At 43.7% G+C, this 26,034-nt stretch carries 20 protein-coding genes, 1 rRNA gene and 1 pseudogene; 6 read left to right on the top strand and 16 right to left on the bottom strand.

Annotated elements, in window-relative coordinates; genetic code table 11:
* Nucleotides 1-32: 32 nt before the first annotated feature.
* A complete protein-coding gene (locus CFT61_RS08160) occupies nucleotides 33-557 on the top strand; it encodes a nitroreductase family protein (RefSeq protein ID WP_089543947.1) in 525 nt (174 codons plus the stop codon).
* 99 nt (nucleotides 558-656) lie between these two features.
* On the opposite strand, the gene CFT61_RS08165 is transcribed toward CFT61_RS08160, so the two are convergent.
* Both CFT61_RS08165 and gltX read right to left on the bottom strand, forming a co-directional pair.
* Nucleotides 657-1,928, bottom strand: a complete 1,272-nt coding sequence (locus CFT61_RS08165; RefSeq protein ID WP_089543971.1) for a 3-deoxy-D-manno-octulosonic acid transferase — start codon at nucleotides 1,926-1,928, stop codon at nucleotides 657-659.
* Between the two features lie 101 nt (nucleotides 1,929-2,029).
* Nucleotides 2,030-3,547: a glutamate--tRNA ligase gene (gene gltX, locus CFT61_RS08170; protein ID WP_089543948.1), complete on the bottom strand. Its 1,518-nt coding sequence runs from the start codon at nucleotides 3,545-3,547 to the stop codon at nucleotides 2,030-2,032.
* 191 nt (nucleotides 3,548-3,738) lie between these two features.
* Between gltX and CFT61_RS08175 the strand changes: the two genes are divergently transcribed.
* Nucleotides 3,739-5,856, top strand: coding sequence for an HD family phosphohydrolase (locus CFT61_RS08175; protein ID WP_089543949.1), 2,118 nt, complete (start codon nucleotides 3,739-3,741; stop codon nucleotides 5,854-5,856).
* A 193-nt stretch (nucleotides 5,857-6,049) separates the two neighbouring features.
* Nucleotides 6,050-7,603, top strand: coding sequence for an OmpP1/FadL family transporter (locus tag CFT61_RS08180; RefSeq protein ID WP_089543950.1), 1,554 nt, complete (start codon nucleotides 6,050-6,052; stop codon nucleotides 7,601-7,603).
* Nucleotides 7,604-7,686: 83 nt separating this feature from the next.
* Here the strand turns inward: CFT61_RS08180 and priA are convergent, their stop codons facing one another.
* From priA to CFT61_RS08230, 10 genes and pseudogenes are all read right to left on the bottom strand, one after another.
* Nucleotides 7,687-9,960, bottom strand: a complete 2,274-nt coding sequence (gene priA / locus CFT61_RS08185) for a replication restart helicase PriA (protein ID WP_089543951.1) — start codon at nucleotides 9,958-9,960, stop codon at nucleotides 7,687-7,689.
* A 171-nt stretch (nucleotides 9,961-10,131) separates the two neighbouring features.
* The gene (locus CFT61_RS08190; protein ID WP_089543952.1) at nucleotides 10,132-10,767 is read right to left on the bottom strand and encodes a porin family protein; all 636 of its coding nucleotides are present in this window, start codon (nucleotides 10,765-10,767) and stop codon (nucleotides 10,132-10,134) included.
* A gap of 96 nt (nucleotides 10,768-10,863) precedes the next feature.
* Complete coding sequence (gene gldN / locus CFT61_RS08195; protein WP_089543953.1) at nucleotides 10,864-11,928, bottom strand: gliding motility protein GldN; 1,065 nt, start codon at nucleotides 11,926-11,928, stop codon at nucleotides 10,864-10,866.
* A gap of 33 nt (nucleotides 11,929-11,961) precedes the next feature.
* A pseudogene (gene gldM / locus CFT61_RS08200) lies at nucleotides 11,962-12,858 on the bottom strand (gliding motility protein GldM); the annotation flags it as partial.
* A 186-nt stretch (nucleotides 12,859-13,044) separates the two neighbouring features.
* Complete coding sequence (gene gldL / locus CFT61_RS08205; RefSeq protein WP_089543955.1) at nucleotides 13,045-13,770, bottom strand: gliding motility protein GldL; 726 nt, start codon at nucleotides 13,768-13,770, stop codon at nucleotides 13,045-13,047.
* Nucleotides 13,771-13,775: 5 nt separating this feature from the next.
* Nucleotides 13,776-15,236: an SUMF1/EgtB/PvdO family nonheme iron enzyme gene (locus CFT61_RS08210; RefSeq protein ID WP_089543972.1), complete on the bottom strand. Its 1,461-nt coding sequence runs from the start codon at nucleotides 15,234-15,236 to the stop codon at nucleotides 13,776-13,778.
* Nucleotides 15,237-15,263: 27 nt separating this feature from the next.
* A complete protein-coding gene (locus CFT61_RS08215; RefSeq protein ID WP_254918911.1) occupies nucleotides 15,264-16,199 on the bottom strand; it encodes a PorP/SprF family type IX secretion system membrane protein in 936 nt (311 codons plus the stop codon).
* Between the two features lie 244 nt (nucleotides 16,200-16,443).
* Complete coding sequence (locus CFT61_RS08220) at nucleotides 16,444-17,460, bottom strand: nucleotidyl transferase AbiEii/AbiGii toxin family protein (protein WP_089543957.1); 1,017 nt, start codon at nucleotides 17,458-17,460, stop codon at nucleotides 16,444-16,446.
* Complete coding sequence (locus CFT61_RS08225) at nucleotides 17,429-18,058, bottom strand: DUF6088 family protein (RefSeq protein WP_089543958.1); 630 nt, start codon at nucleotides 18,056-18,058, stop codon at nucleotides 17,429-17,431. Before CFT61_RS08225 ends, CFT61_RS08220 begins: the two co-directional genes overlap by 32 nt.
* Before the next feature lie 594 nt (nucleotides 18,059-18,652).
* Entirely contained in the window at nucleotides 18,653-19,939 is a 1,287-nt protein-coding gene (locus CFT61_RS08230; protein ID WP_089543959.1) for an IS1380 family transposase, read from the bottom strand.
* Nucleotides 19,940-20,078: 139 nt separating this feature from the next.
* Here CFT61_RS08230 and CFT61_RS08235 point away from each other — a divergent pair, with 139 nt between their 5' ends.
* The 3 genes from CFT61_RS08235 (at nucleotide 20,079) to CFT61_RS08245 (ending at nucleotide 22,974) form a co-directional block, all read left to right on the top strand.
* Nucleotides 20,079-21,041 (top strand): CfxA family broad-spectrum class A beta-lactamase, encoded by a 963-nt coding sequence (locus CFT61_RS08235; protein ID WP_089543960.1) that lies wholly within the window; start codon nucleotides 20,079-20,081, stop codon nucleotides 21,039-21,041.
* A gap of 338 nt (nucleotides 21,042-21,379) precedes the next feature.
* The gene (locus tag CFT61_RS08240) at nucleotides 21,380-22,387 is read left to right on the top strand and encodes a transposase (protein WP_437176825.1); all 1,008 of its coding nucleotides are present in this window, start codon (nucleotides 21,380-21,382) and stop codon (nucleotides 22,385-22,387) included.
* Nucleotides 22,388-22,530: 143 nt separating this feature from the next.
* A complete protein-coding gene (locus tag CFT61_RS08245) occupies nucleotides 22,531-22,974 on the top strand; it encodes a hypothetical protein (protein ID WP_142990596.1) in 444 nt (147 codons plus the stop codon).
* Nucleotides 22,975-23,232: 258 nt separating this feature from the next.
* Here the strand turns inward: CFT61_RS08245 and CFT61_RS08255 are convergent, their stop codons facing one another.
* From CFT61_RS08255 to rrf, 4 genes are all read right to left on the bottom strand, one after another.
* Nucleotides 23,233-24,531 carry a tyrosine-type recombinase/integrase gene (locus CFT61_RS08255; protein ID WP_089543963.1) on the bottom strand — a complete coding sequence of 433 codons (1,299 nt, stop codon included), beginning with the start codon at nucleotides 24,529-24,531 and terminating at the stop codon, nucleotides 23,233-23,235.
* Nucleotides 24,532-24,857: 326 nt separating this feature from the next.
* The gene (locus CFT61_RS08260) at nucleotides 24,858-25,079 is read right to left on the bottom strand and encodes a DUF2795 domain-containing protein (RefSeq protein WP_089543964.1); all 222 of its coding nucleotides are present in this window, start codon (nucleotides 25,077-25,079) and stop codon (nucleotides 24,858-24,860) included.
* A 124-nt stretch (nucleotides 25,080-25,203) separates the two neighbouring features.
* Nucleotides 25,204-25,785 (bottom strand): hypothetical protein, encoded by a 582-nt coding sequence (locus CFT61_RS08265; RefSeq protein ID WP_089543965.1) that lies wholly within the window; start codon nucleotides 25,783-25,785, stop codon nucleotides 25,204-25,206.
* A gap of 64 nt (nucleotides 25,786-25,849) precedes the next feature.
* Nucleotides 25,850-25,962: ribosomal RNA gene (rrf, locus tag CFT61_RS08270) — 5S ribosomal RNA — on the bottom strand.
* Nucleotides 25,963-26,034: the final 72 nt, after the last annotated feature.

Below are 26,034 nucleotides of genomic sequence, written 5' to 3' on the forward strand. Positions count from 1 at the left end.
AATTCTAAATACAATGTTTAAAACAAGATAATATGGAAAATGAAGTTTTAAAAGCCATCAAGGAGAGAAGAAGCATTCGTCGCTTCAAGGCTGACCAGATTACCGACGAGGAGTTGAAGACTGTTTTGGAAGCTGGCACTTGGGCAGCTACCGGTCATGGCACTCAGGAGCCATTCATCATAGCAGTTCAGAATCCTGAGATTTGCGCACAGCTTCGCAAGATGAACGCAGACATCATGGGTGTAGAGAGTGATCCATACTACGGAGCGCCAACCATCGTCATCGTCCTGGCTCCAGAAAGTAATGTGAACGGAGTAAAAGACGGCAGCCTCATCTTGGGCAATATGATGCTTGCAGCCCACTCCATCGGTCTTTCTTCCTGCTGGATCAACCGTGAAGACGGTATGTTCGCATCAGAAGAAGGCAAGAAGTTGATGAAGGATTGGAATCTTCCTGAAGGTTTGATGGGAGTAGGAGCCCTGGCATTGGGTTATGCATCAGCACATCCTCATACCGTAAAGCCCCGCAAGGAGGATTACTACCGCATCATCAAATAGAAAAAGCATAATACAAGCATGGAATGAAACAAATAGAATTCTATGCCAAACATCAAAAAAGGTCTCATGATTTTCAAAAACCATGAGACCTTTTATATATTATAATGTAACCTTGGCCAAAACCTTGTTTGTGGCTCCCGAAAGGCTCGCTACGAAAGCACCAGCCTCATCACCCGACTGCTTCAGGTAAGCCTCATCGTTCATCAGCTTGCTCATCAAGTCCTCAAAATCCTCATAGTCATTGATTTCGAAACCGCCACCCGATTTCAGCAAGCCCTGAGCCTCCTGGAACTTCTTGTTGTTTGGACCGAAGATAACCGGCATATTCCATACTGCTGCTTCCAGTGTATTATGAATGCCAACACCAAATCCGCCACCGATATAAGCCACATCTCCATAGTTATACATACTGCTCAGCAATCCGAAGCAATCAATAATCAGCACATCAGCCTTGGCTGCTTCTTCTGGCGTAGTCTGAGTATAACGTACCACCTTCTTATCCTTCAAGAGAGAAAGAATCAGCTTCAGATGTTCCTCTGCAATCACATGAGGAGCAATCAGCAGTCGCCAATCCTTATGCTCATTGAAGAAACGGATAAAGATTTCCTCATCTGGAGGCCATGAACTACCTGCCACGAAGACCTTGTAGTCTAGACGAGATGCTTTCTCAGAAGACGCAGCAGAATCAGAACCAGCCACCCCATTTCTGAAAGCTTCGCAGATAGGCAAATGCTTTGCCGCCTCCTTGATCTGGAGCACACGGTCGAAACGGGTATCTCCTACCACATCCACATCCTTGATTCCGATGCTTTCCAGCAATCGCTTGCTTTCCTCATTCTGCACGAAGAAACGGGTAAAACACTTCAGTACATTGGCATAACTCCCGCCATACCACTTGAAGAATACCTGATCCTCGCGGAAGATACTGCTCACACTATAGGTAGGAATGTTGCGATGCTTCAGGATATGAAGGAAATTAGACCAGAACTCATACTTGATGAAGAAAGCCATCACAGGGCGTACCAGGCGAAGGAAACGGATGGCATTCAGACGGGTATCCACTGGCATATAGCAGATAATGTCGGCACCCTCATAGTTCTTGCGCACCTCATAACCCGAAGGAGAATAGAAGGTGAGCAAAATCTTATACTGAGGATAATCCTTGCGGATTTGCTCCATCAATGGACGTCCCTGCTCAAACTCGCCGAGCGATGCTGCATGAAACCAGATGTACTTAGCATTAGGATCCACCTTCTGCTTCAATATCTTGAAAGCCTCACGCTCACCACGCCACATCTTGCGTACCTTTTCATTAAACAGACTGGCGATGGCTATGCCCAATAGGACGAAATATATTACGATATTATAGATCATGATATTACTTTTATTGGTTAGTATCTATAAATACGTGAACTCTCTGAGGAACATTCAGCCCGACGGCAAAAGTTCCTCAGAGAGATGTTTATTGTGAATTAACCCAAAACTTCGATAGCCTTGCGAAGGCGACGCAAAGTCTCCTCCTTACCGAGGAAGGCAGAGATGTCGAACATACCTGGACCCTTGCCCTCTCCTACGAGAGTCAGGCGGAAGGCATTCATTACATCACCGAGCTTATAGCCCTTGTCCTCTACCCACTTCAATACAACAGGCTCCTGACCCTCGATAGAGAAGTCCTCGATGCCCTCGAGAACCTCAGCGAGTTCAGTCATCTGCTGAGCAGAGTACTCCTTCCAGCGCTTCTTGGTAGTCTTGGCATCATACTCTGTAGGAGGAATAAAGAAGAATGAGCACAATGGCCACAACTCATAGACGAAGTTCACACGGTCCTTCATCATGTGTACCACCTGCTTTACTCTATCCAAAGTCTCCTCTACACCATTGTTAGCCACGATAGGTGCAAAGAGGTTGGCAATCTCATCATCACTCTTCATGAGAATGTACTCATGGTTGAACCAGATGCCCTTCTTGAAGTCGAACTTGGCACCAGCCTTGGAGCAGCGGGAAATATCGAATGCCTTCACCAACTCGTCGAGAGAGAAGATTTCCTGCTCCGTACCAGGGTTCCAGCCGAGGAGCGCCAGGAAGTTGACTACAGCCTCTGGGAAGTAGCCACTCTCACGATAACCAGAAGAAACCTCACCGGTCTTAGGGTCATGCCACTCCAATGGGAATACAGGGAAACCGAGGCGGTCACCATCACGCTTAGAGAGCTTACCCTTGCCCTCCGGCTTGAGAAGCAAAGGAAGGTGTGCGAAGCGAGGCATAGTATCCTCCCAACCGAAAGCCTGATAAAGGAGAACGTGCAATGGGGCACTAGGCAACCATTCCTCACCACGAATCACGTGAGAGATTTCCATCAAATGGTCGTCCACAATGTTTGCCAAGTGATAAGTTGGCAATTCATCAGCACTCTTATAGAGCACCTTGTCGTCCAGGATATCGCTCATCACCTTCACGTCGCCACGAATCATATCGTTGACATGAATCTCCTGTCCTGGTTCAATCTTGAAGCGAACGGTGTATTGCTTGCCGTCGGCGATGAGCTGATCTACCTCCTCCTTGGAAAGGGTAAGAGAGTTGCGCATCTGCATACGGGTATGGGCATCGTACTGGAAATTCTGAATCTCAGCACGCTTAGCTTCCAGCTCCTCTGGAGTATCGAAAGCGATATATGCCTTACCATTGTCCAAAAGCTGCTGTACATATTTCTTATAGATATCACGACGCTCGCTCTGGCGATAAGGACCATGCTCGCCACCGAAGCTCACACCCTCATCAAACTGGATACCGAGCCACTTGAAAGATTCCAGGATATATTCCTCGGCTCCTGGTACGAAACGATGAGAGTCTGTATCCTCGATACGGAACACAAGCTCACCACCATGCTGGCGAGCAAACAAATAATTATAAAGGGCGGTACGGACACCACCAATGTGCAGTGCTCCCGTTGGACTTGGGGCAAAACGCACTCTTACTTTTCTATCTGCCATGTCTTATTTTATAGCTATTTTTGAATTTTTCTGCAAATTTACAGTTTTTTTTGCGATTATAATAGTTTTTTTTCGTATTTTCGCACTGTAAAAAGGAATTAATGGGAGAAATGCTGATTTTTTGCTCAATATTTGGGAAAATGAGCAGCTTTTTAGCCCCAAAACGTCACAAACCATAAAGCGTAACAAACATGAGTATATTCAACAATCTCGAGGAGAATTATTGGCGCAACCTGATCACCAAGACCATTCTCGTTATCTTTACAGTTGCCATCATTGTCTGGTTTTTGCCACGCAATGAGGGCAGACAGTTCCGTTACGATGTGGGAAAACCTTGGATGTACGGTTCAGTGATTGCCACCTTCGACTTCCCGATCTACAAGACCGATGAAGCCATCAAGCACGAGCAGGATTCGCTGCTGCGGCAGTTCCAGCCGTACTACACAGTGAATTCCAATGTCGGCAATGAACAGATCAAGCGTTTTCTCCACGACTTCAGCCAGGGCATTCCAGGACTTCCGAAGGAATACGTGGAACTCATAGCCAACCAGCTGAAGCAGGTTTATCAGACGGGCATTGTCAGCACGCCTGAATATAACCGTATCTACAAGGATTCTACCAGTATGATACGCATCATCAGCGGCAAGAATGCCAAGAGCTTTCCTATCGGTAACTTCTACTCTACCATTGCCGCCTATGAGCACATCTTCTTTGATGAGAAGATATCAGCACAGCGGCAGATTCTCTCCCGCTGCAATCTCAACGACTATGTGGAACCCAACCTTATATATGATAAGGAACGCTCGGAGGCAGAACGAACAGACTTGCTGAGCAGCATACCGCTGGCCAGCGGTATGGTGATGAGCGGACAGAAAATCATCGACCGAGGCGAAGTAATCAATGATTATACTTACCGAGTGCTTACCTCTTTCGACAAGGAGACGAAGCGCCGAAGTTCTACTGAGGACGAGCTTACCACTACCATCATCGGCCAGGCACTCTTCGTACTGATTCTTGTGATGATGTTTACCTTCTATCTCACGCTCTTCCGCAAAGACTACTTCGACAAGCCACGCAGCATCACCATGCTCTATGCGATGATCACGCTGTTCCCAATCTTTGTGTCACTCATCATGAAGCACAATTTCTTCAGCGTATATATCATCCCATTTGCCATGGCACCTATCTTTGTGCGCGTCTTTATGGATTCACGAACGGCTTTCATCACGCATGCCACGATGATTCTCATCTGTGCGGCAGCTGTGAAATACCAATATGAATTCATCATCGTGCAGCTGGTTTCCGGCTTGGTTGCGATTTACAGTCTGCGCGAATTATCCAAGCGCTCGCAGATATTCTTCACTGCCCTCCTGGTTGCCATCAGTACTACCGTGGTATATGTGGCCCTCCAGTTGATGCAAGACAATCAGGTGTTCAACATCGACCGCAGCATGTACACCTATTCCACCATCAATGGAATCTTCCTGCTGCTCGCCTATCCACTGATGTACATCATCGAGAAGACGTTTGGTTTCACCTCTAATGTCACACTCTTCGAGTTGTCCAACACCAACAAGGGGCTGCTGCGCAACCTGAGCGAGATTGCTCCTGGTACATTCCAGCACTCCATCACCGTAGGTAATCTGGCAGCGGAGATAGCCAACCGTATCGAGGCAAACAGTCTGCTGGTACGTACCGGAGCACTCTATCACGATATCGGCAAAATGACAAACCCGGTATTCTTTACGGAGAACCAGGCAGGAGTGAATCCACACGACCAGCTGAGTGATCTGGAAAGTGCCCAGATCATCATCAGTCACGTAACAGAAGGACTGAAGATGGCAGAAAAGGTAGGTTTGCCGGGGATTATCAAGGACTTCATCACTACTCACCACGGCACTGGTATTGCCAAATTCTTCTATGTAAACTATTGCAATGCCCATCCTACGGAAGTAGTAGATAAGTCATTGTTCCAATATCCGGGACCAAATCCGTTTACCCGAGAGCAGGCAATCCTGATGATGGCGGATACAGTAGAAGCAGCTTCCCGCTCACTGAATGAATATACGGAAGAAAGCATCAGTAATCTGGTAAACAAGCTCATCGATGGACAGGTGGCAGATGGATTCTTCAAGGAATGCCCGATTACCTTCCGTGACATTGCACTTGCCAAGCTGGTACTTATCGATCGTCTGAAGGCGATTTATCATACCCGCATCTCCTATCCTCACATGAATGTGAAGGAGAATCAAAGCATGAAAAAGGAGGAAGAAGCTCCTCAAGCTGAAACCGACTCACAAAAGCCTTAAAAACAGCTCACTTTTCAAGGTTTCTAAACTTACTATAAAAGCTTTCAAATGGCCCAAGAATCTGCACAGAACTTAAAGTCTGTGCAGATTCTTGGGCTATTTACGTTAATATACATTAAATCTTATCCAGACATTAAGGCAAAATAGAACATTATAGTTACCTTTGCGGACGTTTTTATTTAATATTATTAAGATGAAGAAACTAAAATTAGTTAGTTTAGCCATTGCGATGGCCTGTGCAACGCCTTCTTTGGCAGGTGGTTTGCTCACTAACACCAATCAGCATGTTGCATTCAATAGAATGATGAGCCGTGAGGCTTCAATTGGTATCGACGGCGTTTACTACAATCCAGCCGGCGTTGTATTTATGGGTGAAGGAAAGCATCTTGCCATCAACTGGCAGTTGGCTTACCAGACACGTAGCATTGAAAATGATTATCCATTGTTCACTAACAATGTGAACAATCCTACTACTCCACGCGAGTTCAAGGGTAAGGCGTTTGCACCTGTTATCCCTTCTTTCCAGTATGCTTATAATAAAGGCAGATGGTCACTCCAGGCAGGTTTCGCCCTCACTGGTGGCGGTGGAAAGTGTACTTTCGACGATGGACTGGGCTCTTTCGAGAAGATCGTAGCTGAGACAGCTTTGGCAGCTTGCCAGTTGGCTGGTGCTGTAGACCAGGTTGCAGCACAGTATCGTGTACCAGCTGTTTTCACCAACAATGATAAATTCGGAAAGGAAGGCAAGTATAGCTACAACAGTTATATGCACGGTCGCCAGTACTACTATGGTCTCTCTCTGGGTGCCGCTTATAAGTTCAGCGACAACTTCAGCGCATTCGCAGGCGTACGTGGTGTCTATGCTTCTACCAACTATTATGGATATGTAGAGAACATCAAGGTTGGCGCAATGCCTCTCTATATGGTGCTCGACCCAACCAAGGAAACTGCAGCTAACATCGAGTTGAGCTGTGACCAGAGCGGTGTGGGCTTCACTCCTATCATCGGCGTGGATTTCAAGACTGGCAAGTGGAACTTCGCTGCCAAGTATGAGTTCAAGACTCGTATCCGCCTGAAGAACAAGTCTGTAAACCAGGTTCCAAGTATCGGTAACCTTCCAGACAACCTCCGCAATGCTTACATTGCTAATGGCGTACCAGAGGCTGCAGCAGATGCCATCATCGGCAACCCAGTTATTCAGGGAGCCATGGGACAGTTGAAGACTCAGTTCGATGCCAAGCTTGAAAAGGCCATCGGTGAATACGAGGATGGTAAGAAGATTGCAGGCGATATTCCTGCTTACCTGGCACTCGGTGTAGGTTACAGCCCTGTAAATGCCGTACGCGTAAACGTTGGTTTCCACTGGTTTGATGACAAGCACGCTACATCATACAACAATCGTCAGGAGAAATTGGACCGTGGTACCTTGGAGTACAACGCAGGTGTTGAGGTGGATGTCAACAAGAAGATTACCTTGAGTACAGGTTGGCAGAATACCAACTATGGCTTGAGCGATGAGTATATGGATGACAAGTCATTCGTTGTTAGTTCTAACTCTGCTGCTATCGGCGGTGTTTATCACATCAACAAGAAGATGGATCTGAACGTGGCTTACTTCCACACCTTCTATCAGCACAAGAAGACCTCTGAGAAAGTTCAGCTTTCTGCAGAGAACAGCATCAACTACAGCTCTGATTACACCCGTAACAACAATGTATTCGCTGTAGGTCTTGACATCAATTTCTAAAAAGAATTCACATTCTTTTCAAAAGAAAATACATAACTACAATTATAAAGGCTATCCCGCATCATGCAGGATAGCCTTTTCCATTACATCGGGTCCACATCATAATATATCTGCAAAGCTCCATACCTCGGATCTTTTGCCATCATCTGCTGGGCATACTTCAGATATTCGCGCACCTTCTTCTGGTCGATACCATTCTCCAGCTTGATGACAATCTTGCGGATATTCATTGTCTTTACACGTGCTACAGCCGGCTTATCCGGTCCGAGTACGCGTTCACCAAACCATCCTCTCAGCGTCTTGCCCAATTCCAGACTAGCCTGTTGGCAGATCTTTTCGTGCTTGTGCTTCAGGAACACATTGATAAGATGGAAGAAAGGCGGATAATGAAACATTCTTCTCTCCTCCAGGATTCCCTTGAAAAGAGAATCATAGTCATTGTGTACTACCTGACTGATGATAGGCAGTGTCGGATTCTTAGTCTGCAGAATCACGAGTCCCCGTTTGCCCTTTCTTCCGGCTCTTCCACTCACCTGCGCCATCATCATGAAAGCATGCTCGTAAGCACGGAAATCAGGATAGTTGAGCATTGAATCAGCATTCAAGATACCTACTACACTCACTTTGTCGAAATCCAAGCCCTTTGATATCATCTGCGTACCAATCAGAAGATTCGTCTTTCCCGAAGAGAAATCGGAGATCAGTCGCTCGTAGGCATTTCGGGTACGGGTTGTATCTAAGTCCATTCGGGCGATGCGGGCTTCAGGAAAGATCTCGGAAATCTGGTCTTCGATGCGCTCTGTTCCGATACCCCTGCCCATCAACTCAGTACTGCCACAGTTAGGACATTCTGTAGGAACCGGATAAGTATAACCGCAATAATGGCAGGTAAGGAGATTGATACTCTTATGCAGGGTAAGCGAAACATCACAGTTCTTGCATTTCGGCACCCATCCACACACCTTACATTCTATCATCGGTGCAAATCCTCTCCGGTTCTGGAAGAGGATAGCCTGCTCTCCATTCTTCAGGGCTTCTTTTACAGCCGCCAGGAGCACAGGCGAATAAACACCCGTCATCATCTTGCGATGGCGGAGGTCTTTCACATCCACCACCTGTATCTCAGGCAACTGGATATCCTTGTATCGGGTCTTCAGTTCTACCAATCCATACTTACCCTGCTGGGCATTGTAATAGCTTTCCATCGAAGGCGTAGCCGTTCCCAGAAGCACCTTTGCCTCCGGATACATGTTGGCAAGCACGATGGCTGCACTGCGGGCATGATAGCGTGGAGCCGGATCCTGCTGCTTGAAAGAGGTCTCGTGCTCTTCATCGATGATGACAAGTCCCAGTTTCTGGAAAGGCAGAAAGACTGCGCTTCTTGCTCCCAGGATCACATCATAGGGATGCCCGGAGAGTTGTTTCTGCCAGATTTCGACGCGCTCTGCATCACTATATTTAGAATGATAGATACCGAGTCGGTCGCCAAAGACTCTGTGCAGTCGCTCCATGATCTGAACCGTCAGGGCGATTTCGGGCAGCAGATAAAGCACCTGCCTGTGTTCCTCGATGGCTTTTCTGATGAGATGGATATAGATTTCCGTCTTTCCGCTGGAAGTTACACCATGCAGGAGCACTACGTTTTTCTTCAGCATCTGCATCAGTATCTGATTGTAAGCATCCTGCTGCGGCATAGACAAGGGCTTGATCTGGTCTAGATGCGATTCTCCAGCCGTATTCAATCTACCCACTTCCAACTCGTAGGTAAAGAGGATGCCTCTGTCGATGAGCGCCTTGACCACAGCTGCCGTGCATCGTGCCTCGTTCATCAGCTCTTCCTTCGTCACCTTCTTGATACCTTCTCTAGGCGTATCTCCCTCCAGACTATCCCAATGAGAAAGAGCCAGGAAGGTGGTCAAAGTCTTCGATTGCTTCAGGGCACGCTGCACCATATTGAGCGCCACGTGCAGAGCCTGTTCATTGCGATAACTGCTAGCCAACTCCACATAGAGTTCCATTTTGGGCTTGAATTTCTCTGTAGATTTCATTCCGGCAGGCATGGCTGCATTATATACATCGCCAAGAGGTGACATATAGTAATCGCTGATCCATTGCCAAAGGCGATATTGCTGGGGAAGAAGAGAGGGACAGGAATCAAGAACAGCCTCTATCGGCTTACAGTTGAAATCCGGCTTTTCGGAATGTACATCCGCTACCATGGCAATATATTTCTTGCTTTTTCCTAAGGGAACAAGCACGCGCATACCAGCCACGACTTTCTCTTCCATCCCTTCGGGGACAGAATAAGTAAAGGTGCCGTCGAGCGGAAGAGGCAATATCACATCTACATATCTCATTGTTTCTATCTTCTAATTCTTCAGACTGTTTATCGTATGAAACAGCTACCCAACTGTTCTTTCCAAACATTCGTTCTGCAAAGATAGCAAAAAAAAGCAGATACCCATCATCAGGTACCTGCTTTTATATATTTTAATGTATCTACTCGGAGAGATACAGGCTACAGTAGCTTAGAACCAGTAGCCGAGTGCAATCTGCCAAGAGTTGTTATGGCTCTTGTCCTTTCCTGCATTTGTAACTGCATCAAGGGTCTTAGAGAAGCTAGCATCAGCCGACTTGCCGCAAGCGATATTGTAGTTGGCTGATACCTGAAGATGGTTCAGCAAGGTTACACCAGCACCTACGTTGACGCTGAAGTTTGACTTCTTCAAAGAATAGCTGCTTGTCTCATTCCACGTAAAGTTCTTGTCGCCAACGTTGATACCCCACTGTGGACCAGCAAAGAGGAAGATGTTAGCCAGGCTGCTCAAACCAAAACCGTAACGTACGTTGACAGGAATATTGATAGACTGCTGCTTCACGTTCGCCTGACCGAAGTCACCATTAGTACCGACATACTTAACGTCAGCCTCTTTCTGGTCGTACAAAGCTGCAGCATCGAAGCTCAAGCCTACGATAGGCACAGTAACCTTCACCATAGGACCAACAAAGAAACCAGTCTTGTTGGAAGCATCAAATACATCCTCGCTGAAAGACATGCTTGTCACGTTCAAACCGCCCTTCAAACCGAACTTAATCTGTGCGTTTGCGCTAGTAGCATACATCATTGCTGCTACCATGAATACAAGTGATAAAATCTTCTTCATTTTCTTACCTTTTTTAATTGTTACTAATTCAATATGTTCACACTATATGTTGAAAACAACATCTCTTTTACTTAATGGCGTTCTCTCCTCAACATCTTAATGGCGCTCTCTTCTCACCGTGACTCTAGCCGAACCGCTGGCAGAAGAGGTTCTGTTTTTAGCCTGCTTTGACTTGACACGGGAAACCTTGCCGATGTTGGCAGATGCGCTACGCAATCCTGTGCTTCGGCGATTCTTCCTTACACTCCCCTTCACCTCCTTTGCTGCATGGGCAATGCTGTCCAGTGAATCTTTTCGAGCCTGATTACCCCAGAGATTCTTCTCAAAGGCAACCAGTTCAGCCTCAATGCGTTTCTGCTCCTTTGCCATGGCAGAATCCGTGGTACAGTATTGAGAAAGGGTTTGTCCCAACAGATTGTTGGTCTTGTAAATCTTACCCTTATATTGATTTCTGGCAAAGTAATCATCAATGCTCATCACCACGGCATTGTTCAGATTGCTAGTCATCACCTGCTGGCGGGTAAGATAAGGAGCCAGATCATCATATTTCACCCAAAAGAGGGGATACTTGGTTCCACCATCTCCAAAATCATCCTCACGGGTCATGATAGGGCAAAGCGCCAACACCTTGGTATGGAAGGTAGCAGAACGCTGATCGAAGAAACTGCTCTCCTTGATATAATACGATTTCACCTCACGCGAAGGAATATCGCTGTTGTCTAACTTGATTCTACCATTTGCCTGCTTCTCGTAGTAGATATGATAGTTATCCAGGAAAGACTTCGGATCCACTCGGTCGGCAGCGGCAAAACTTTCATTACCATCCATTCGGTATTGGAATACGGTAATCTTTCCCGTCATCATCAATCTGAAGATGGTGGTAAAGAGATTCATCTGATTTCCCTTTGGCTCTACTGGATAATAGAGCGCAGCATTGGCTTCGTTGTTGAGATCCAGTTCACGATAGATATCTCTTCTCCAAACCACGTCCTCTTCCATCGGGAGAGCAGTAGGAAAGGAGATCTGCGCACGCAGGGTTGGAGTATCGCCATTCTGCTGCGCCGCTTTCTTCTGTGCTGCCGCCTGCCTGCGGGCCTCAGGTTGTGCCCAGATGCCCTGCACCATTCCCAAGAGCAGGAACAAGAACAATATCTTTTTCATTGACTTTGATTTTTAAATTTGAAAACTCCGTTATTATTTTACGATAACTTCCATTGCCGAAGGCAGGGTTCGCATGATGCCGTCGGGACCTACAGCTCTGATATGAGAGATGTAGAAACGACGGTTGCGATACAGCTTTCTGAACTCCTCACGCTGTCTGGCCGAGAAACTGGCTCCAGCAGAAGCCAGCGGAATGGCATTACCCATATTGTCGAAGAAGACGGTTTCGAAACCTACTACCTTGAAAGGAATATCCAGAAGTCCATCGTCGATGGCTGCATGAATGCCCGTGGCACCCATCAGATTGGCCTTTGCCAAACCGCCACCTCTGAATCTGTCTGTTCCCATTGCAATATAAGCGGTAGGATCTGGCAATTTTCTGACATGGAAAACAAAAGGCGGCAGCGATCGAACCTGTCCCTTATCTCTTGCCGTTACATGAATGGTAACATCCCTGCCAACGGTAGATGGAGTCGCCACGAAATGACCGTTGCCTTTTGATACGAACGAGCCACCACTCATAGAGGCAGAGATGGCATTCGCCGGAACACCCGGCACACTGATACTGATAGGATTGGCATAACCTGCATAAAGCACATTCATCAGGTCGGCTGCCACGGTAGCAGAATTCGGAACAGGCAATACGGTATATTTCTGACTGAAGTTACGACGGATTTCCTCACCATCCTTGCCTTTCATCAGAATATAGCCATTAAACTGATGTTCTCCTACCCCACCAGCCGTAAAGCTATATCTACCATCAGCAGCCTGAAGCCGACTGCCATTGACATAGATTTCAGGGCGCTGGGTACTGTCTATAGCCGCCATCACCACCTGTGAGTTGAATCGCTCACCCGCATAAAGGGTCGTCTTTTCAGGAATCACGAAGGCATTCATCTCACTCACATTCAGTTCCACGAGTTTCACATCCTTCTTCTCATCGCCCTTCCGCGGTTCATCCTGCAAGCTTCTCTTCACCTTCTCCACCAACGACTTTCCCTTGACACCGAGTTCCTCTTCAGTAGGAGTATTCAGTGCCAACATAGCCATCAAGACGACATACATCAGATTGATCATCTTCTGGCGTGGTGAAATCGGTCTTTTCTTTATTGCCATTTATTTTTCTTTTAAGTTTGCGGTCATCGCTGCAATCATACGTGCATAAATGCTGTTCAGTTGCTCTATCTGCTGAGCCATCTTCCGGGTCTGTTCATTGATCTGGTCGATGGTACCAATCTGCTGACTGGCACTTTTCAACTGCATCTCATAAACCTTGGTAATACCGGTAAGCGTGCGGTTCAGGTTTTCCATCTCCTCACTGTCACGAGTCAGACGGGAGCTCTGCTCATTAACCTTGCCAAGGGTATCTACCAGATTCTTCAGTTCATCCACATAGCTGCTCTGCACTTTCTGCATTTCCTCAGAAGCTACCTGTATTTCTGCCAAGGCATCCGGCTGAACTATTGGGGAAGCCTGGTTGGCAACACCAGCAATTGGAGAAGAAGATGCTCCTATGGTAGAAGCAGCCACATTCTTGTCCTGGTATTCTACCTTACCCGTCTCCAGATATTCCTCCGTTACATGAGTAGGAAGCTCTCTGCCATCAGCAGTCTTATCGAAAGGACGGTCGAAAGCAGACAGGAAGAACACGATAATCTCAGTGCCCATTCCCAGGAAGATCATCAGTTTGGCTCCGGGAAGATGCGTCAACGTGAAGAGAGTACCTGCAATAACGATACTCGCACCCCAACTATATGCATAGTTCAGGAAAGTCTGTCCCGGAACACTATCCATCCACTTCTGCAGACGATAGACAATATTATATTTACTATAGTCACCCATTTTGATTATCTCCTATTCTTATTTCTTGATGGTTTCTGCTTGGCACTCGATGTGGTAGCCAAACTTCTTACGCAGCGGAATCCGATATATGAGCGTGGCTGGTTCTGATATTCCCAAGAGCGCCATGCCGAGCGGATAAAAGATTCCGGGTCTTTCCAGGAACCCCCTCTTACACTCTTTTTCTTCAACCGGTAAGGATCTTCCTTGGCTGCATTGTATTTCAGGTCAGGATTCAGATCATTCATCGCATCCACTCCTGCCTCGGTATAAACGGTACTGGTCCATTCCGCCACATTACCAGCCATATCATAGAGCCCGTTCGAGTTGGGTGAATAAATACCCACCTTACTCGTTATCAGGTTACCATCCTTGGTATAGTTACCCCTATCTGGCTTGAAGTTGGCATAGAAACATCCATCTCCATTCTTTACGTCAGCATTGTCCCAAGGGAACTCACTCTGATTCTTTCCTCTGGCAGCAAACTCCCATTCTGCCTCTGTTGGCAGACGGTAACGCTGCACGAATCTTGCCTCCGGTCCCAAACCTTTCAGAAGGTAGTCGGTACGCCAGGCACAGAAGGCATTCGCCTGCTCCCAGGTGACACCCACAACAGGGTAGTCATTGTAGGCTGGATTACTGAAATAGCTTCTCAGATAAGTTTCATTATCCGAGTTACGGAAATCATTCACCCAGCAAGTTGTATCCGGATAGATATTCACGATATAAGTATTGAGGAAATCCCACGGACCGCTCAACGGGCGGTTGATGGTCTCTCTCACCACTCTGCCCTCATCATCATAATAAGCGGTATCCTTCGAAATCATCACCACCTCATCAGGATTTATCTGGATATCTGTATTCAGACTGCGCTCCTGCGGATTGATTCGGTTACGGCGAAGGGCAGCTGCTGTGTAATCATAGATTTCATACTTATAGTTGAGCTGGCGCCAATCGATCAGCTTCTCACCGGTCACCGGATTCACATTGTAGAGACTTTCTATCGCACGCAGTTCATCCTCATTAGGCTTTCTTGGCAAAGGCTTCTTCCAGTTAACCTGCGGAGGAACCGGGTCGCCATTCTTGTCTTCGGTAATCATATAGGTCTCATCACCGGCATAGGCAGGATCGGCAAGTCGGGTACGAAGGATGGAATCGCGTACATAAGCAACAAACTGCTTGTACTCAGAGTTCGTAATCTCAGTATCATCCATCCAGAAACCATCTACGGAAACATCCTTACGGGGAGTTTTAGTACCCCATAGCGAATCCTGAGTCTCAAGACCCATCTTCAGGAAACCACGGTTCACCTTTACCATTCCGTAAGGTGTAGGCTCCACGAACCCTCTTCCACTTACGCCCACAACTTCTCCTCCTCTACCTGCCATAGAAGTAGATTTGGCGCTGAAACAGCCACTCAGGGAGAGCAGTGCTACAAGTGAGCAGAAGAGCCCTATTATTTTCTTCATTTCAATATTCATATTCTTGATGATATACTATAGTATTCTAACACTTTGATGTTTGTTCTTTCCTTTTTTGGCAAAGCTGATCTCTGTCTGGTATCCGATGAAGAGTTCATGGCTACCATTACCCGCATTCAACTTCGAAGTATAGCACTCATAACTGTACCCAAGCATCACCCCATGAAAAGTACCTCCCAATAGAAAGGTCACAGAATGATCAGGACTGTAGGTGAGTCCACCATACAAATGCTTTCCCTCGTGCTGATATACCAGCCGCCCGGTAACATCGCCTCGCCACGCCGTACCATCATACCTGACAAGAGCAGATGACTTTATAGATAAAAACGGATTTCTCAGTTGAATATTGTATCCACCAGTCAAATAATACGTTGCATCAATCTTAAATTCATTTGATTCACCCAGATTGATCGTAGGAGAAGTAAGATGCTGCCCTGAAAGCCCAACATACCAATTACGATGAATGAAATAGAGACCCAAGGCAAAATCCATTCCGCTTCCCTCTACATTTGTCGTAGCAAAAGCAGGGTCGCCCGATTCTCCAGCATCTACCTTGCTGCCATCAAAACTCTCACTCAGCATACCTCCCTGCAATCCGATGCTCATCTTTCCTCCCCATATCTTCTTTTTATAAGCATACTGCAGGCTAAGACGTTGGTGGGTAAAGAGACCAATCTGGTCATTCATCAGTGAAACGCCCACACCCTGCTGATGATTGAAAAGCTGGAAAGGCATATCTGCTGCCAGATACATCGTACGAGGATTGTGTTCGAATCCAGCCATATCAAGAGCGTAAGCAGCCGTAACATTCAGTTTAGCCTGCTTACCCACTGCTGCAGGATTGAAGGATGACTCCATGTCGAAATAATGACTGAAGGATGGATCATACTGCGCTCTCGTACAGAGCACGCCTGCCAGCAAAAAACATAATATGATGATTCGTCTTAACACAATGTAATAACGTAAATTATCACTGAATATTATATATAAGGTGATGATTGTAGGAGAATCCAGGCAGATATGAGATGAAAAAGGAACAGAAAGAAGATGAAAAAGGCTGTTCTCCTTGTAGAGAACAGCCCTATCATCGACTTTTAATATTCGTCGTCATTCCAGAGGAATATTAGGGCTGAATACCAAGCACTTATAGTCTTCCTACTTTTATATTGAACATTTTATTAAGGAGTAAAAGTCGCTAAAAGGCTTTTCTAAACCTATCTTGCAACTCCTTGATTCGCTCTAAAAGTTTTTCGAAAGATAAAGTCTGACCATAGATAAAGTGGTTACACATCTCTGCATAATCACCCTCCCAATCCTTCATCAACTCTTGCCTAGGAACGAAATCAATCTCGCTCGGCATTAACTTAGAATAATCTACATACCCTACAGCATAGTATATGGAACGATGCTTAACAATACGCTCATACAAGTCCATATTCTGCAGGGCTTGTTTGCCAAATTCTGTATCCATCAAGCGTTCAAGATCATAAAGATGTCTAGACATTCGGACATAACGAGGAGACTGTTTCTGAAACTCCTCACATAGCAAGAATGCCTTCTCCAGGAATGTTCGTGTAGGCAAAACTGTCCTTATAGTAGCTGTAGCCGCCTCATCTTCTCCAGGGAAAGTCTGCTCAATATATGATGAAATCAAACGGTCTTCCGTAGGCTCGTTCATAGACAAGCAACTAATCTCTATCTTTACTCTTGGCGGAATATACTCTATCGTATGACCAAGCATAGACTCATAATGAACGAGAATGACAGACGGATCCTTATCACTTGCAACGGGACTTGCCTTACCATCCTCATCAAATTCCTCTACTACATTTTCTATATGGTATCCTTCCACACCAAGTTTCTTTAGATTTTCATCCAACTCTGCTGAAACTGTATCAAGAAAATACCGACGTGCCTTCTTGCGAAGTTTTTCACGCTGATTCTTTGTCGTCTTCTCTATACCAAAGAATTCATGGTTTACAGATAAGTCTATATCCTCACTGAATCTTTCTATCAAATTCCATCCTTTACTGAGACTTGTACCTCCCTTAAAGATAAGTTGATCTGCACATGAACATTTGAAAAGAGCGTTGAGCACCACAGTTACCCACCAGTCCTTTTCAATTGCAACCTGATTAATACGAAACTTCTCTTCCGCACGTTGCAACATTGCTATTCGTTCATCTATTGTGTGATTTAACCAAAGTGTCATAATGCTCGTTTTTATCTATAATATCAGTTATCAGCTTTCTCATCCATACTGGCATGAGAGTAAGATCTTGTACAAACAAGTCTTTATGTTCCTCTTCATTGACCAATTTTCTTATGGTAGAGAGTTCTTGATTACCTACATTCTTTTGTCCTAATGTTCTAAGAGCTTGTACAAGAAGCGCTGCCAACACTGTCTGAAAAGCAAAGTTCTTAGGAACACTTCTCTTCAACTCTATAGTCCGATTTCCAAGAGTCAAGACTCTTCCACTTCCCGATGTCAGATAAGTATATTTTGTAGGCACCTGTGTTGAGAGTCCAAGTTTGTTGAGCGCTGTAACTCCTGAAGGTTGTATTTGTACCTTATCTCGCTGGGCTATAGCCATCACCATTTCATCTATTGATGGATAGACTATCCCAAATCGGGTATTCTTAGGGCGAAGATAAACCCCATTAGCTAATCGAACTATATTTCCCTTTTTTTCTTCTACAGAAAGTGCACGACTTACCACCTTCTCATTATCATTGATGTCAGAGAAGTCTGAGATGAAGAGAATCTGCCCTTCACTTGTCTCGTATATACGGTTTGCTATTTCTGCCATATCGTTTTCTTTCTTTAATGGTGCAAAAATACAAAAAATCAGCGATATGCGTAACATACCACTGATTAAATTAACTTTTTTTATGTAGAAAACTTTGCAAACATTTTCCACAATCACTTATTCTTATTCACTCTTAGCTGTCTGTGGTACTCACAGCTCTTGCGTTGTAGTTCTTCCTTATGACTGGCATAATATCGACGTTGATACTCTTTTTTCGTGGCAGTTTTTCACTCTTTAGGAGACATACAGGCAAATTCTCCGAATGAATCTGGATACTGCTTGATTATTGCAGTAAAGACTGCGGACAAGACCTGCACGACAATGGAGTTTCCGGCTCGCCAATATAGAGAATAGTCAGAAGTCTTACGATGACGACCATTTATAAACATAAGTTTCGCTATTTGTTCTTTTGTGTAACCTTCTTTACCTCAAATCCGCAACCTATAGGGTTTAGTGGGATTTTGCTTGCAAAGCGACAAAATTCATTTTATTGTACATATTTCTTGCACAACAGAAATGTCGCAGACACAAAATCCCCTTACCCCATAAAGCGACTTGAGGTAATACGCTGGTTTAACCAGAAAAGCATGGTCTTTAACCAAAGTCTGTCTTGAACAGGTTGGCATAAGCATTGTTGTCTGAGTAAATGTTCAATACATGCCTACGTGATGTCTTAATCCATTTCGCAGGAACAGAGATGAACTTGAAAACAAAGGTCTTGATTCTGCTGGTGGCACGCAATCCAAATTCATGGGTTTTCAATCTCTGCATAATAGCTTTGTAGAAGTTTCTGATGAGAGCTGTCATAAGCAGGAATAAAGTATTCTGTGCCATGAACGATTTTGGCAATCGGTTCCAGCCAAAGCCATTGTTCATGTCATCGAAGATGCGTTCCTTGCCACCACGAAGATTGTAGAATTCCACGATGTCTCTTGCACTCGACTTGTAATCGTTAGCCAGTATACATCTGTAGGTATATTCGCCTTCCCAAATGTCAAGGTCTCCATCTATTCGCCTTTGTCTCTGTATGACAAGACGATACGGTTTTCCTTTCCATTTCTCAACAAGGATGGAATTCAACTCAAACTCAATACCGTTGATTTCAACAGTTTTCCATCCAGTTAAGGCAAACATGGAATCGTAGAAAGAAGAGCATCTGTTGGCACGAATATAAAAATGCCTGCAATGAGCCTCTACCATATCTACGATTTCCTCCGAACATGAGCCGCAATCCATGCGGGCACGAGAAATATATATTTCCGAAGCCTCCAATCGCTTGAAGATTCTTTCCAAAGTTTCTTTTTGATTGAAGCGTACGTTTGTGTTGCCGTCTCTATTTTCAATACCAACAATCATGTCGTTAATGACAGCTACGCCTGGACTATAGCCCAAGAACTTCTTGTAGGTTGGTTTTGCATCATACTTCTCTGTTTCAATGAACTGATGGTCAAAGCCAAAATCATACTCTTGACCGGATTTCAATTGACCAGTAGCAAGCAGGGCATTGACCAGTAAGCAGTTCATCTTGTCTGCAGTATTGAAATCATAGGATTTGCCAGAAGCAGACTTATAGGTGATGCTCTTAAAAGTCAGTTCTTCGATAGCACGTAATATGGTGTCTGCGCTGCAAGTGCGAAGAGTTGGATGAAGAGACAAATGTTTCATCAGGTGAGTTGTAACATCCTCAATACATGAGCCACCACAAAGATATACGCACATCAGAGAGCGTAGAATCTCGCTATATTGATAACCAAACATAGTGCATCTCAATCCCAAGGTGGAATCTATGGTTTGAGCTAAAAGAGCATCAAATTGCTCCATAATCGAAAAAAATCCCCCAAAAGGAGTGAGTTTCTCAGATTTTATTTGTATCTTTGCCATGTCATATTAGAGTTTTGCTTGTCTTCTTTTCGCAACACTAAGGTAAGTGAAAATTCTGACATGGCAAAATCCTGGGTAACTTTTTGTTGCTCAGGCACTTATAAATAATGTTAAATATAGTGTTGCGGAATTAAGGAATATGAAAAAAAACAGAAAAAAGAAAATCGTAGTTTTGTGTAGAGCTTTAGTTTGCATCTTCATCTTGGTGTTCTCATTGTCCAGTAAATCAGCTACAAAAGGTAGCGCGAATCCTCCATTAACAGATGTTTTGACTGATAGCATTTCTCAGATTGTCTCGGCTTGTCCTGGTGAAATTGGTGTGGCGGTTATTATTAATAACACAGATACGGTTAGTGTTAATAATAAAAGCATTTATCCTATGATGAGTGTATTTAAGGTTCATCAGGCATTAGCTCTTTGCAATGATTTTGACAAAAAAGGCCTTTCCCTTGATACCTTGGTAAAGATAAATAGGGAAAAACTTGATCCAAAGACATGGAGCCCTATGATGAAAGATTATTCAGCACCAGTTATATCGTTGACAGTAAGAGATCTGTTGCGCTATACTCTTTCCCAGAGCGACAATAATGCAAGCAATATCATGTTTAAGAATATGCTCAATACTGCACAAACAGACAGTTTTATAGCGAAACTCATACCACGTTCGAGTTTTCAGATAGCTTATACAGAAGAGGAAATGTCCGCTGACCATGACAAAGCTTACTCTAATTACACATCTCCTCTTGGTGCTGCAATGTTGATGAATCGTTTGTTTACAGAAAGTCTTATCAGTAATGAGAAACAAGATTTCATTAAGAATGCATTGAAAGAATGTAAAACAGGTATAGATAGGATAGTAGCTCCACTTCTTGATAAAGAAGGGGTTGTAATAGCACATAAGACAGGTTCTGGTGGTGTCAATGAAAATGGTATTCTTGCAGCTCAGAATGATGTAGCCTATATATGTCTGCCTAATAAGGTCTGCTATACCTTAGCTGTATTTGTTAAGGATTTCAAGGGAAATGAATCACAAGCGTCACAATTTGTTGCGCATATATCAGCGGTAGTATATTCTTTATTAATCAATACTGCGTTAAATTAATATTTAATCGTCTGTAAATCAATAACTTATATTAAGAAATGCTTATGAAAACTTAACTGTAAAAAGTTGGTCAAGTCGCTGATTTTCAGTAACTTTGTAGATCACGACAAATACAATATTACATGAATACAGGACTTGACCAATATATGGATATCTTTAAAGATGCAGTTGAAGATTCAGCTGCAAAGATAACAAAAAGTTTCGAGAAAATACTCATCGAGGTGATAATTTTGTTCATGGTAATACCAAGAAAGATAAATTTCACCCAAATGGGGAGGTATGGCTTGCATGTTGAGCAAACCTATCGCAACGCATTCGGCTTGAAAAAGTCGAAGTGAATTGATTGGCTCAAACTTAATGTCTCACTTGCCAAGCGCTTCTTGGGTAAACAGGGAAGATGGGCTATTGCCATTGATCCCAGCTACATCAGTAAAGCTGGCAAGAAAACACCACATATCGGTCGTTTTTGGTCAGGATGTGCTCAGTCTGTTAAACATGGTCTCGAAATCATGGGTATTGGACTCATTGATATTGATACCAAAGACTGCATGATGTTAAGAGCCCACCAGTCGCTAAATAATAAAGAACTGAGTCTTAGAAACAAGACTATGGTAGATTTCTATATCAGCGTCATTAAGCGTTACCGCAAGGAACTTCTTAAACTCTCAACCCTCATAGTTGCAGATGCTTTCTTCTCTACAAGTACATTTGTTAATGGGATAAAGAAAGAAGGTTTCTCTTTGATAAGCCGCTTTCGTGACAATGCTTGTCTCTTTTATGTCTATACTGGTCCACGTACTGGAAAACGTGGTCGCCCCAAGACCAAGGATGGCAAAATTGATATGAAGAATCTTGACCTCACTCGAATGGAGAAGATGGAGATGAAAGATATAGAAGGAACAGCTTATACTTTGATTGCCTATTCCAAGGCACTCAAGTGTAAAGTTAGACTTGTCATCTGGCAGATGCCGAATGGCAAGAAGAAACTATTCTTCTCTACAGACACCTCACTTTCGGGTGAAGAGGTTCTTCTTTATTATAGAACCAGGTTTCAGATCGAATTTTGCTTTCGTGACGCCAAAGGCTATACTGGTCTTATGGACTGCCAGGCTCGCGATAAGTGGAAACTCGATTTTGCTTTCAATGCTTCGTTCACATCACTAAATGTTGCCAAGGTAACTATGAAGGAGATGGGAATGGAATATTCTATGTCTTCATTCAAGTCACTGATGACCAACATTTATCTGGTGATACGAATTTTTAAAGCATGCGGGTACATCCCGAACCGAACTTTAATTAGCAAGATTTTCAAAGATCTCTCGTGCTTACAGCGTATAGCTGCTTAGCACATTATTGAATTATTAACGAACTATTGTACAAAATCAAGTCCGTTTCATTGCAAAATACTGCATAAAAGACTATAATTCAACTGTTTCAAAGATCGAATTGCCCTTTTTTATTGGACAGTAGTGAAATCGATTGACAAGACATGGAATCAGATTTAGCTATCTTTGCATCCCAAATGCATAATATAAAAGTACGCTACCACATTGTGGGAAAACAAGAAGAGTTGCAAGAGATATATGACCTCTATCAGACTTTCATACAGAAAAAACGCCCTGCTATGGAAGAAGACGAGGCCGATGATTGGGAAGGAAACATCATATTAGCTCTTGGTGTGGACTATGGGACTTGCAATCTCTGTGGTAATATCAAGAAATGCGAACTTTCAGAAGGCTTTCTCTATATAGAAGCGGAAGAACTCGCTTTGATTACTGACTTCCGCGTTCTTCTCAAAAATCGTTTCAAGGATTTGGAAATCTATTTCGCTACAGAAGATCCAGAAAACGAAACATATGTGACTAATGATGCAGATGGCAAGCATTTTCACGACCTGCCTGATGATCATTTCATAGCTCCATTAGATTATTGACGTATGGGACCAAAAACATTTCTAGCAGCTCTAATGTGCCTAATCATCGTAGCCCTCATGTGCTCACCCATTTTCCTCGTATGGCACGGTTTTACTATGGGCGGTTCAGTAATAGTCAGAATAGCATTTATCTTGATAGGGCTCATTCTATTGCGTTTATTCAAGCCAATTTCTAATCTTACAGGCAAGGACTACAAGATATTCTGATAGTTTCGACTATAAAGGCTACAAATTTGATCGAAGGTGGTATCACTCTGTTTAGCGTGATACCACCTTCTTTTCTGCATAAACTCGCTCTGTGACGCCTGTTGAAGCGTGACCTAACAATCTGCTTATCTCACTGATTTCAGCTCCGTGTGCAAGCGCTAAAACTGCCCAAGTGTGTCTTGATACATGGAAAGTCAAGTCTTGATTCCATTTTAAATCATGAGATATACAGCGAAGCGAAGTATTGATGGTATTATTCCAGGAATTTCTACGACGGTATATCGCCTCATGGTCATTTATATCGAAGTTCTCTGGCAATAGATCAAAAACAAAGACTTTGTTTCTACCCTTCCATTTTTCAAGAATACGAATGAGTGGTTCACTCAAAGGTATGGTGTTTCGGTTTCTCGTCTTGACTTGTATTTTACTGATGAAATTCTTGTTGAAATCAATGTCTTTCCATCGGAGCGTCATCACATCAACCATTCGCATACCGCAAGCATGGAAGGCAAACAGCCACATCTCCAAAAACTCTTTTCGTCGAGGTTGTTCGATGGTATTATAAACGGAAACTAACTCAGCAAGTCTCTCTTCAGTGAGATACTTGATATTCCTCTCTTCTTCATCAAGCCGGTCCTCTTCTTTCATATACAAGTCCTGGAGAGATGCATTAAGCTGATGAGAGATATAACCTAACTGACAAGCATATTCACACGCCTGAAGAATCGGACATAGAGTCTTGTTGACTGTTGTTGCTTTCTTTTTTGCCAAGAGTCGATACTTACGGAAATCAAGCAATAAGTCTTCACTAATATCTGAGACATAAATGAATTCCTTATGCTCACCATGTGTACCTTTGTGTTCAAGCAACAGGTATTCCTCAAACTGATTGAGATATGAAATACCATTCTTGCAAGTACTGAAACCTATCTTACCTTTCTCATAACGTTTTTCCATCAACTCTTTAGCAAACTCTATGAAGTCTTTTCCTTCATCAGGTCGCAAAGCATTGTCATTGTCTTCGAGAAAAGATCGAATCACATCACAAGTAATATGTTGATGCATTTCATAATACTTATGTATCTTCACATCTATGTCTTCGATACGCTTATGAAGAGCATGATTATAATACTTATAGTCAATATCAGTCGTGGCACGTATTTCACCAATACCGCAATAGCCTTTCTCATTCCATTCCTTTACTGACACACTTATACCAGTTGATTTACGAATAGAATCAGCATGCCAATTGTATTCTATATACAATGGATACTTTTTACCAGACTGCACCATCTTTGGTATACGCAGTCTCAATCGTCCTTTCGGATATAGCCTTGAAATTCTTCCCATATTAAAATACCTTTTTATTAATTATGGCACTATGTACGCGAAGATAGTAGAAAAGTTTATCATATCACTCCTTTTTTATAAACTTCAGATGATTTTAGTATGAAGTAAGGAGAATAATAAGAGAAGAAAAGATGAAATTAACCGATCAGAAAAGAAAGAATTTCAGGATATACCGATTATTGATCATTTAATTATGTAAAATAAGGCCATTAGAATGGTAAAATTGGCGGTAAAAGACGGCAAAAAGCCATATAGGAATTTCATGAGAAATCACCTATATGGCTCATTTCCATTATCTTATACTGATAATCGTAATCGATGAACGATTAGTACTCGTCATCATTCCATAAGAAGTCATCCTTTGAAGGATAATCAGGCCAAATGTCTTCGATGCTCTCATAGACATCACCTTCATCTTCTATTTCCTGCAGATTCTCCAGAACTTCCAGAGGCGCACCTGAGCGAGTTGCATAGTCGAGCAGCTCTTCTTTAGTTGCAGGCCATGGTGCATCTTCTAGCTTTGAAGCTAATTCAAGTGTCCAATACATAGCTATATTATTTAACGTTCTTACTAATTTGGCTGCAAAAGTAATAAAATTTATTTTATCTACAAGTTTTTCGGCATTTTTTTTCGCCTAACATACTACTTTCTTGCATGAAAGGGCTCTTTTTCTAGAAATTTACCCGATAATGCTGCTTATAGATCTTATGATCAAAGAAAACAACACCCACATAATAGAGGTCATAGGTGATGCCAGAGAACTCTGATTCCTGCAAACGAAGCCATGAAGAATAGGTTTTACTGGCATGAAGATTACCTAAAAGAACCAGCATCACCTGACTATGACAAAGCGGAAGAAGATTCTTCAAGACAAACTCCATAGGCTGTTTATCCAAATCAACAACCACCATCGTTTTGGCATTTTTATTCAAAAAAGATAAGCTATCAGCTATCTCATAAGATTCAGTCTTCATACAACCCGCATGGAGATAAGCATCAAAGATATGACGATTGCACAATCTGATAACAGGCTGCCAATGATTCGAGAGCCGTAGAAGAAGACGTCCCACCTTATGTTCGCGCCTGTTAAGCTGTGGAAACTGCTCTTGCAGCTCCTGATATGCATAATAAGGATAATGCTCATTGATGACATAGCGGATGAAGCTATAGGCAGAAGGCGACTGCACGCCAAAGCCGCGACTATAGCCGCAGCGTCTGAACCATCTCCACCAAGTACTCAAATAATAATGCATAATTTAAATCTTTAGATACACAAAAAGCCTCAGAAATCTTTCGAAATCTGAGGCTCTTGATAAAAGAAGGCGGCTACCTACTCTCCCGCATTGCATTGCAGTACCATCGGCGCAAGTGAGCTTAACTTCTCTGTTCGGAATGGGAAGAGGTGGGACCTCACCGCAATAACCACCTGATAATGGGGTATGACGTATTTGCACACAAGCAAACTGTATTTGATAGTAAAGAACCACCGTCCCTCCCGATTC

The sequence above is a fragment of the Segatella copri genome (genome assembly GCF_002224675.1).
GTDB classification, from domain to species: domain Bacteria; phylum Bacteroidota; class Bacteroidia; order Bacteroidales; family Bacteroidaceae; genus Prevotella; species Prevotella copri_U.